This window comes from Frankia sp. CcMO1 (assembly GCF_977945845.1).
The window spans coordinates 1-9,765 of the sequence record NZ_CDWTMG010000184.1; the positions used below are offsets into that span (position 1 = coordinate 1).

Below are 9,765 nucleotides of genomic sequence, written 5' to 3' on the forward strand. Positions count from 1 at the left end.
ATTTGGTGCAGGGCGTCGAGGTGGCCGGGCACGACGATGGCCTGGCGGTGGGCGAGAGCGAGTAGCGCGAGAGGACCTGCGACGCCGTGGGCCATCCCGAGGTCGGCGTGGCCGTCCGCGAACGCGTCAGCCGGCGCTCCGACGGGAAGGTCGCCGCTCCACCAGCCCGGCAGTGTCAGGCCACCTGTGCCAATGGCAGGCAGGGGTTCGGCGAGGCGGACGAGGTACGCCAGGACCCGGCGAAGCTGATCTGCGTCTGGGCGGGAGGTGAGGAGGTGAGCGCCGAGTCCCGTCAAGCCGCGGACGAGATCGTATTCGGCGCGTTCCGGTCGCTGGCCGGCATCGATACGCCGGTTGGCTGCGGCGAGGCGCAGGTCGGTCATCTCCGTGACGGCGCTGTCCAGGTGCTGGCGGGCGGATCGGTAGCGGCCGGGTGGAGCTGCCGTGGCGAGCGTGAACGCGAGGGCCGGGGCGCCGAACCACAGGCCGGCTCGCGCCCCGACGCTCAGCTTCTCTCGTGTGGCGGCTTTGAGCCAGGCGTCGACGGTGGCCCAGCTACCGACGCCATCGCGGGCGCGTAGGCCGTGGAGCACGGCGACGCCCGCGGCGCCGGCGGCCAGCGACTGGCCGCGCCAGGGCTCTCTGGTCGACGCCTGATCGTTACCGGCATGGGGTGGGGGTGGTGCGGTCAGCGCGTCGGCGAGACGGGCCGCGACGGAGGAGGCACGCGTTCGCAGGTCGCTGCTCAGGAGCATGAGGCACCTCCGGACGATCCGGCCGGTTCGGCGAGGGACAGCAAGCCAGTGGTGTCCAAGAGACGCCGCTGGCAGGTGCCGTCTCGCCGACGCGGGCAGGTGGTTCAGTAGGTGACGATGATCGCGCAGTCTTTCTTGACGATCGCGTGGTTGGGAATGCTGGCCTGAGCGGTCAGAGGCATGGCGGTCAGGGACGGGCGGGCTTTGCGGTCGGTGTTCCAGGTGTGGATGTGTCCGCACAGCCGCTCGGCGAGGGCGTGGCCGTCGGGTCCGTGTCCGTGGGCGCCGAGTTCGTAGACCGGGTCGGGGCCGTCCGACCGGCGCTTGATGAGGTAGGCCAGTGAGGAGCCGGCGATCAGCGTGGGGCTCAGGTTCGGGATGAAGGGCGTGCAAAGGTCGGCGCTGACCGCGCCGGCGCTGGCGTTGATGCGGCAGACGGCGGGATCGGTCGCGGTGGCGCGTAGCCAGATCCCGTCGATGGGGTCCTGCGGGCCAACGGTGATTCTGGACCAGGCGCTGGTCCGCGGGGTGTTCAGGATGCCGGTCAGCTGGGCCGGATCGATGTCCTGGTCGATGTCGTAGTGGATCTGGACGAGGGGGTCGGTATGGAGCGTGGCGACGCGTTCGATGCCTTGGCCGATCATGGGGACGAAGCCGCCGAGGAACACCGACTCCGAGCGGAGTACACTGTCGTCGCCCTTGACGAAGGCGACGCCGCGGGTCTGGCCCCGCCAGCGCAGCGGCAGGACTACCCGTCCGCCGGGGACGAGTTGGGTGAACCAGGCATCGGGGATGTCACACGCACCGACGGTGACTTCAATCTTGTCGAAGGGTGCGGTGGTGTCGTCGCCGAGCGCGCCGTCGCGGGTCAGGACCCGCACGCCGCTGTAGCCCGCCGCAGCCAGGGCGATCGATGCCTGTCCGGTGACATCCTCGTCGATGTCGGCGGTGACGACCAGCCCGTCGGGGCCGGTGAGTTCGGCGAGCAGCGCGGCGTTGTAGCCCGTGCCGGCACCGACCTCGAAGATCCGCTCGCCGGGGCGGACGTGCAGCTCGTCCAGCATCCCGGCGACGAGGGTCGCGACCGAGGCGCAGGACAGGTGCGTGCCGTCGGGCGCCGTCTTGGTGATGACCGCCTTGTAGGGGTTGTACGCCTCGTCGAGCGTGGCGTCCGGCAGGAACAGGTGCCGGGGCACCGCGTGCAGCGCCTCGACGACAGGGCTGTCGAGGCTGGGCCGACTGCTGGTGATCTTCTTGACCATGTCGGCGTGGAGTTCGGCGGCGGTGCCGGGTGTCGCGGTCGTCATGGGCGTGTCCTTGTCGGAGTGGGATCAGGTCGACTGCTGCGGTCACAAGGGATGGTGTTCGGAGGCAGGAGCGTAGACAGCGGGGTGTTCCCGGCCCGAGGTCGCCGTCTCGGGACGGCCTGCCGCGTTCCTACCGGACATGAGCCGGGCTGACCGCCATACGTCGCGGCGGCGCCAGCGATCTCCATCCTGGTAGATGAGGAGCCGTGCTCATGAGGGTGCCGCCTGCTGGGTGGTGTGCCAGGCGAGAGCGACGCTGCGTGCCAGTCGAAGGCAGGCGGCCTCGTGGTCGCGGTTGATGCCACGGAGGCGGTTGTAGGACAGGTGCAGTAGGGAGCCGGCGACCGTCGCGGGGTTCATCTGGCTGGGTAACGCCGCGCGGTAGGTGGTCAGGGCCTTGGCGCGGGCTGCCCAGGCGTTGGCGAGGTCGCCAGGCAGGTGCGGCAGATCCCTGGGGACGCTGTGACGGCCCAGCCGGGTGGTTTCGCCGACGACGCGATGATCGATAGTCTGCGGCTTGGCGAGGACGCGTGTGGTCAGGTAGTCGGCGGCGGGGCGCATGCCGCCGAGGAACGCGTCGGCGATGTCGAGCATCGACAACGCCGTGACGGTGTCGGGATGCAGCCCGGCCGGTGGTTGACGCAGCGCGGTGATCGCGGCGGTGGTGTCGGCGCAGAACACGGCTTCGGCGGCCTCAAGAGCCGCGTCGGCGCCGTAACGGCCGGCTTCCGGGAAGTAGGTGTCAAAGGCCACCTGGCCGGCGACGCCGATCGCGGCCACCTCGGCGGCCCACGCGCCGAGGATGGCCGCGCGAGCAGCGTGGTTCGCCTCGCCGGTGGCGACGCGGATGCGCAGATGGTCGGTCAGCTCGGTGTTGCGGTAACGGACCATCCACAGCTGCGCGCCGTCGAGCTGGGTACGCAGGCCCGGCAGATGGCTGGCGATCAGGTGGTCCATGGCAGCGGGGTGCGTGTGGACGCGGGCGGAGAGCCATCGGGCGTTCGGGGCGCCGGGGCGGTGGCCGTCGGCGTTGGCCCTGCTGACTAGCGCCGGGGCGAGCTTGTTCGGTGCGGGTGGCCCAGCGCGGAACACGGGGGCGACGATCTCGTGGGCATGCCCGGTCCAGTCAAGGCCCTCACCGGGTACGGCTCGGTTCAGCGTCGCCACGCCTGTGTCCGCCAGCTGCTCGCGCAGGATCGTGCGATGGGCCGGGACCGTGAGGTCCAGCCGTAGCGTCATGTCGCCGTCGGCCAGCTCCAGAAGATCTGGGCACCGATGCCGGTGCCGCCACCGGCCCAGCTCACCGCTCCAGTCGGCGCTCGGCGCGTGGAGTCCGGGCAGGTCGGCGGGGTGGAGGCGCCAGCGTTCGGGTGCCAGGATGATCCGGCCGTAGCGGACCTCGGGAAGGTGCGGCAGCGCGCCCGCGGCCGGTCCGAACTCGAACACGGTCAACGGGGCGGCGAACACGCGCGGCAGGTGCGCCAGGAACCGTGCCAGCGGCGGCATCTGCCGGTCGAGCGTCAGCGCGTGAAAGATCTGCGGATCGATGATGCGGCCGGTGGCGGCCTCGATCAGAAGCAGGCCCCGCCCGGTCGCGGTCAGCGCCAGATCTCCAGGCACCAACCCGCGCGGCCCGTCCGACGGTGGCTCGCCGAGGGCCAGTACCTCGGGCAGGAACTGGGGCAGCCGTGCGACGTTCTGGCCGCGGACGAACTTGGACGGGCAGGACAGCTGTACCGCAGTGGCGCCTTCGTGCAGCACCGGAACCGATCTGTAGGCGCGGGCCATTGCCGCGTCACCAGTCGAGGACTGGAACCTCGCGGTCAGGGTTCCGGTCGCACGGGCGGGAGTCACTGCCAGCTGGTAGTCCCCGGCGTTCAACGCCTTAACGCTCCTGGAGTAGATCTTCGCCGCGATCTCTCCATGGGGCTGGAGGAAACGCGGGTCGAACAGATCACCGGCGGTGACGTGCTCAATCAGCGCATCGGTCAGCTCAACAGGACCGCCGCCCGCGAGCGCCTCCCATGCCAGGGCAAGCAGCCGCCGATCCCGATCGCTCACCGTCGGCGCGGACGCCGGCAGCACCGAGCCCGGATAGCCCGCCGGATAGCCAAGCCCCGATGCGTCGTCGAGCACGTCAAGCAGCGGAACGACGCTGCCGACGCCGTAGCGTTCGACGAACCGGCGGTGATAGTCCGCCCATGCCGCAGGTCCCAATGGTTCTCGGCCCAGCCGCGTCAGGACACCAGCCGCCACAGCCAGATCTGACGCGACAGACCCGGGCAGCTGAAGGTCGCAGTCGAGCACGAGGTCGAGTGCCAAGGGCGAGCGATCCTGGGGCATGATCCGGTCCATCGCCGCGAGCAGCGACGTGCGTGGCGCCACTTGCGCCGCCAGGGCCGGCGCCACGTTGAGTTCACCGAGCCGGGTGTGGATCGTGGTCAGTTCCTCCACCAGCGGCGCGACCTCGACCAGGTCGCACGCACCTGCCGTCCGAAGGACCGTGATCAGATGGCCGAGCGGATCGGTCTCCGTCATCGGCGCCCGCAGGTCGGTGACCAGAAAGTGTTCGGCGACGAGCTGACGCAGCAATCTCTCGATGCGCTCAGGGTCCGCGGCGATGAACGCCTCGTTCAGCCTGTCGGCCAGCTCAGCGAAGCGCACCGGATCGCGGGCGGCATCCCGCACGAGCCGAACCGGCGGAGTAAGAGGGATCTCCGCCTGGCCGTCCGTGTGAGGCACGATCAACCGCCCCGCCCGCTCGACGACGAGACCGCTGAACACGACGGTCACCCGCTCCAGCAGTGGGCCCGTTTCCAGACGGTCGATGACCTCGCCCAGCCACGCGGCGTCCACCCGAGCCGTCGACCTGTGGCGATCCCCGAAGCGCACCGTCCCCACCTGGCCAAACATGGCCGGTGCGACACCTGCGAACAGCGCGAACGGCGTCGCCCGCCCCTCCGCGCGCAGCAGGTATCGCACCACCGTTGCCGCGGCGGCGCGCAGCCGTCGGTCTGTGACCGGCTGCCCGGCCACGATCTGCTCGACCCGGGCAGCCAATGCGCTGCTGGCGAGCGCGACTGGCCCCCGGGCCGCCGGCCAGACCTGCGCCAACCACTCTCTGCACGCTGCCGGGTCCTCCAACACCGGCCAACACGCCACGCTGCCCGGCGCGTTCGTCGCTGCGCGCAGCAACGCAGGACCGGCCGGCCGGTACAGCGCCCCGCCCATCGGCATCGTCCCTTCCCCAGCCTTCGTCAAATCCGCGTCGCCGTGCCGCCCCGACGTCGTCGGGGCGGCACGGCGACGACCCGCGTTTACGAACTGGCGCACGCCGACGGACAGGTCGACGAGCAGCCGTCCGAGGTGTCGCAGTCGTCGCTCGCCACGCACGTGCTGTCATCGACGACGGTGATCGGCAGGTCGAACCAGTCGGCCGGCGCCGGACCCGATGGGCCGACTTCCTGCACGATGGACATCCACGTCTCCTCTCAGTGCCGTTCCCCGGTGTACCTGCCGACCATCCCTGAGCACCACGCTCACAACGTGCATTCGCTTCGGGACGGCGCAGGGCCGGGAGTTACCATGCCGGCCTTCGGCGGTAACGAGAGGTAACAATGCCTCGCCCACGGCGCAAGGTCATTCCCCCGGTGGCGAAGTTTTCTCTTCGCGCCTTGTCCGGTCGCTGACCTGGGAAGATGACCTCCGCCATGTTGGTGTGTTCGGCCAGACACGCCGGGATACATGCCCGGTCGTTCGGGTGCCAGGCGCGGCCTGAGCGCAGCGGACCTTCGTCTCAGTGTGTAGCCGCTTCACCCCGCAGCCCGGTTCTCCGGTGGCCGATGAAGCCGGGAGTAGGGCATGGTCAGCGACCAGTCAGGCCGAGCGCGTCGAGGTGGGCGCTCATCAGGCTGGTCAGGCTGTCCAGGAGCCGTTTGCCCTTCTCCGCGGTAGCGAGCGAGGGACGGCCGATCACGCCTGTCTGCGTGTACGCCGTCATGCCGTGGACGAGGAGGTGCGGTCGGGGGCCGCCTCCCTCGTCGGCAGTCTCCCAGCCGGGCCGGACGAGGTCGGGGTGCACGTGCAGAAGGATGGAGGTCTCCAGCTCGCCGGCGTGCATGTCGTCGTGGGCGGCGGTCTCCAACTCGGCAGCGGCGCGGGCCGCCGCCCAATCTGACCGTCCAGGGAACAGCGTCATGCTCGGCCCGCCGATGTTGGCCTCCTAAACGATGTTGTTCAGGACGTAGTTGCCCCCATGACCGTTGACGAGCACCACCGCGGCGACGCCGGAACGACCCAGAGAGCTGGCGACGTCGCGGATGACCGAGGTCAGAGTCACCGACGAGATGCTCACCGTTCCCGGGTACGAGGCGTGCTCATGGGAGCACGAGAACGTGATCGGCGGGAGCAGGAACAGGCCGTACGCATCGGCCGCAGCTTCGGCGATCGTCTGGGCGATCAACGTGTCTGTCGTGAGGGGGAGGTGAACGCCGTGTTGCTCGAAGCTGCCCACCGGCAACACGGCCGCCCGCGCGTCGACTCGCTCCGCCTCGACGCTGGTCGCCGTGGTGATCATAGGGATGGCTGTCTCCTCGTCGCAGCGTTAACGACCTGGCGAGCGGCGAGGAACTGGCCGACCTCGACCACCCGATCGGCTCCCGCGAGCGCTCCCGCCATGCTGCCGAGTACCAAGTCAGCGCGCGCCGATCCGGTGGCCTGGGCGAGTTCCAACGCACGCAGGCCCTCAGCTCCCGCCTCGGCCAAGCGCCCGGCAGCGGTATGCGCGTCCGCCAACCATGCCCGCCACATCACCTCATCCTGACGCAGCCCGGCCGGCCAGGCCGCCAGCACCTCGTCCAGTAGCCTTGTCGCCCCGTCCAGGTCGCCGACCAGCCGCCGGCAGTGACCTTCGTATGCCGCCACGTAGAGGTCCGTGCAGTGCCCATCCAACGGGTCCGGGTCGCGTTCAGCACCAGCCAGCAGCCGAACCGCCTGACGGACCGCAGCACGGGAGGCTGCGGTGTCGCGGTTGAGGGCATGCCCGTGCGCCTGCCGGACGAGACACAGCGCGGCGGTACACGCACTGCTGGAATCGAGGGCCGCCGCACCTTCTCCCAGCGCGATAGCTTCCCCGCCACGTCCCTGATCAGCCGCCTGCTGAGCCCGTCGCATCAGGACATAGCTCGCGGTGCGACGGTCGCCAGCCTCGGTCGCCTGGCTAAACGCCAACTCGGCCCACTTCCGCGCAGCACCCGGACGTCCGAGGCTGTCGGCAAGCCAGGAAAGAAACTCCGACCACCGAGCCTGGACCGCGAGCAACCGATGGCCCTCGACCGTTGACGCCCGGCGGAACGCATCGAGCACTTCAAGCTGACCCTGGACCAGGCTCCACACCGAGCCGGCCCCACTGTCGTTGACTCTCCCCGCGATCAGACTCAGTAGATCGACCCAATGCTTCACCGGATCGGCGGTGCCAATGGCCAGCGGTTGATTGAACACATCCGACTCAGACACAGGATAGGGGACGTAATGAAGTAACAAATACGTGATCGAGAGCATCATCGCAGGTCACAGGCCTGTGGAGGGTTCGAAACGCGCAAGTTATTTCATTTCGACTCCATAGAGATGGTTCGCGAGTCTGATGCTCTCGACCGCGATCCCGGTAGTCCTCAGCGAGGAGACAGCACCGAGAACCGCTTCCCACACCGTCCTGTCCTCAGAGCCATGGTGCGTGATGGGTGGCAGCCCTTTGTGGAGCTGGCTGATAACCATCAGATCCGCTGGCATCATGGTCTCGCGGTCTTCAAGATCGAGAAGGTTGTGGATGCTGGTGCCGTAGACCTCGGCGAGCAAGGCCAAAAGCTGGGGCGTAGGCCGGCGCCGGAGTGGAACCGGCCAGTTCTCCAGTTCGCTGAGCCAGGGCGCGGTGCGCGTGGCGGCGCCGTCGGGGTCGAGGCCGATGCGGGCGGCGTGAGCGTTGATGTGATCAACCGCTTGCTGCTGGGTCCAGCCATGGGCGACCCGGTGAGCGGCGCGGGGACGGTACTTGTAACGGCGGGCGAACTCGATCGCGATCTCGTCGTGGGACATGCCGACCGCGCGCATCCGCGCTCGCAGCTCGTCCTGCTCCGCCCGCTGGCTCGGCCTACTCACGGTGCGTCCTCTCCGGGCCTGCTCGCCGGACCGCCGTCGGTCCGCCATTTCGGGAGCGTGCAGATCATCGCCAGAGTAATGGGTCCGCCACTGTCGGGCCGGGGCCAACGGCCGAACCTGTGCCGCGCCAGCCATCTCTTGTTCGCCGGGCTCGGAGGAAGTGTCTGATTACTCGGCGCGCCGGCCGGCGCTTTCGCCTGCGAGGTGCGTTCCGAGGCCAATGATCACTCCGTTGCAAGGTGGAGCCACGTGAGACCCGTTCAACCAGGCAGGGCACCAACCATGATGATCACTTGGCGTGGTGGTGTGCGTCATTCCCTGCTGGCCGAATGTTTCCTTCGTAGCGTCATCGCCGGGCTGAGCTGCGGAAATGGCATGAGGTCCTGCGATCTGTTCGGCGCTGGAGGGTCCATCTGTTCGCGCGAATCAGACCGCGTGATGCTCGTGGACACCACTGCCCGGTCGCGGATACGCTCGGCCACGGTGGTCTCCGCCCGGGCGGGCAGCGCGGCGAAGTCGATGATTCTGGCGGTGGGCAGCCTGGTGTCGCGGCCGGGGGTGGCCGGTGCGGCACTGATGTCGGGGTGCTGTCAAGGGGCCGCAGAGGTCTTCGGGGTCACCGGCGGACAGCGGCAATGTGCCGACGAGTGTCGCGGCCGTCAGCCGCTCACCGGGTAGCCGCCTCGGCGGCGGGTCGCCGGGTGATGCGCAGATCGGCCCGGGCCAGGACGGCCGGCATGTTCCGGATCGCGTCGCGGTCCCGATCACGGTCCTCTTCGGTCAGCTCCTCCCAGTCCACCATCGACGGGTGACGCTTGTCCGGACCGAGATCCTCGCGCACCGGACCATAGGAGTAACCCTGCCGCTCCTTGTGCTGCCACCACCGGTCGTGCTCGGCCCGGGCGAGCTCCTCGACTTCGGCGGCGGACAGCGAAAAAGGATCGACAGCCGGATCGACGTCGTGCTCGGCCGGCGTGAACACCCAGCCACGGTTACGCAGCACCGTCTCGTAATGAGCCGCCTGATCACGGTTGGCTTCCCGCAGCGTCTCGGAGAGCTCCGCCCAGGGCCGCAGCCCGGGCCTCGATCCGGCCGCGTGCCGTTTACCGAGCTCATGCTCCAGATAGCGGTCGTGGATCGCCCGGGCGAGCAGCTCCACCAACTCCCCGTCGCCCAGGACCGACGGCGTGCCGCCGGCGCCACCGTCCCCGCCCGCCGCATCGGCCCAGATCGGGCGCGAGGCCCCGATCGGCCGTAGAGCATCCACGCGGACTCCACGCACGGCACGCCTGGCTGTGATCATGACCGGATGTCTCCCTCAGAAACAGACGGTGGACGACGTCCGAACGATCGGCGCCACGAAAACGCTAACCGAGTCCCTTGCTGTCGGTATAGGGATTGCGAGTCCTATGCCCGACATCGGACCCGGCTCGGGCGCCGAAGTCGGCGCCGGCGGGACGGTCCCAGGCCCGCCCGGCCAGCGCGGCCAGCACCGCAGCCAAGGCTAAGGCCCCGAACCCCTGGACCAGCGGCCCGAACGCCCCCCGCCC

At 69.3% G+C, this 9,765-nt stretch carries 8 protein-coding genes and 2 pseudogenes; 1 reads left to right on the forward strand and 9 read right to left on the reverse strand.

Annotation, left to right across the window (positions count from 1 at the left end; genetic code table 11):
- The 7 genes and pseudogenes from AC08OU_RS18265 to AC08OU_RS18295 form a co-directional block, all read right to left on the reverse strand.
- On the reverse strand, nucleotides 1-755 hold a 755-nt coding region (locus AC08OU_RS18265), incomplete at its 3' end, for a lanthionine synthetase LanC family protein (protein ID WP_476605389.1).
- A gap of 104 nt (nucleotides 756-859) precedes the next feature.
- A complete protein-coding gene (gene fxlM, locus AC08OU_RS18270; protein WP_476602136.1) occupies nucleotides 860-2,062 on the reverse strand; it encodes a methyltransferase, FxLD system in 1,203 nt (400 codons plus the stop codon).
- A gap of 210 nt (nucleotides 2,063-2,272) precedes the next feature.
- The gene (locus AC08OU_RS18275; protein WP_476605390.1) at nucleotides 2,273-5,293 is read right to left on the reverse strand and encodes a lantibiotic dehydratase; all 3,021 of its coding nucleotides are present in this window, start codon (nucleotides 5,291-5,293) and stop codon (nucleotides 2,273-2,275) included.
- A gap of 86 nt (nucleotides 5,294-5,379) precedes the next feature.
- Entirely contained in the window at nucleotides 5,380-5,541 is a 162-nt protein-coding gene (locus tag AC08OU_RS18280) for an FxLD family lanthipeptide (protein ID WP_462187817.1), read from the reverse strand.
- Between the two features lie 386 nt (nucleotides 5,542-5,927).
- Nucleotides 5,928-6,638, reverse strand: a pseudogene (locus AC08OU_RS18285) (creatininase family protein).
- Nucleotides 6,635-7,624, reverse strand: coding sequence for a hypothetical protein (locus AC08OU_RS18290; protein ID WP_476605391.1), 990 nt, complete (start codon nucleotides 7,622-7,624; stop codon nucleotides 6,635-6,637). The pseudogene AC08OU_RS18285 and the gene AC08OU_RS18290 overlap by 4 nt, the downstream one beginning before the upstream one ends.
- A 186-nt stretch (nucleotides 7,625-7,810) precedes the next feature.
- Nucleotides 7,811-8,215 (reverse strand): annotated as a pseudogene (locus AC08OU_RS18295) (hypothetical protein); the annotation flags it as partial.
- 435 nt (nucleotides 8,216-8,650) lie between these two features.
- On the opposite strand from AC08OU_RS18295, the gene AC08OU_RS18300 reads away from it, so the two are divergent.
- Nucleotides 8,651-8,893 (forward strand): hypothetical protein, encoded by a 243-nt coding sequence (locus AC08OU_RS18300; RefSeq protein WP_476600461.1) that lies wholly within the window; start codon nucleotides 8,651-8,653, stop codon nucleotides 8,891-8,893.
- On the opposite strand, the gene AC08OU_RS18305 is transcribed toward AC08OU_RS18300, so the two are convergent.
- Both AC08OU_RS18305 and AC08OU_RS18310 read right to left on the reverse strand, forming a co-directional pair.
- On the reverse strand, nucleotides 8,883-9,482 hold the full coding sequence (locus tag AC08OU_RS18305) for a RyR domain-containing protein (RefSeq protein WP_462187820.1): 600 nt from the start codon (nucleotides 9,480-9,482) through the stop codon (nucleotides 8,883-8,885). The two genes, AC08OU_RS18300 and AC08OU_RS18305, sit on opposite strands and share 11 nt — an antisense overlap.
- Before the next feature lie 100 nt (nucleotides 9,483-9,582).
- Nucleotides 9,583-9,765 (reverse strand): hypothetical protein (locus AC08OU_RS18310; protein WP_476605392.1); only part of this gene is annotated, 183 nt, incomplete at its 5' end.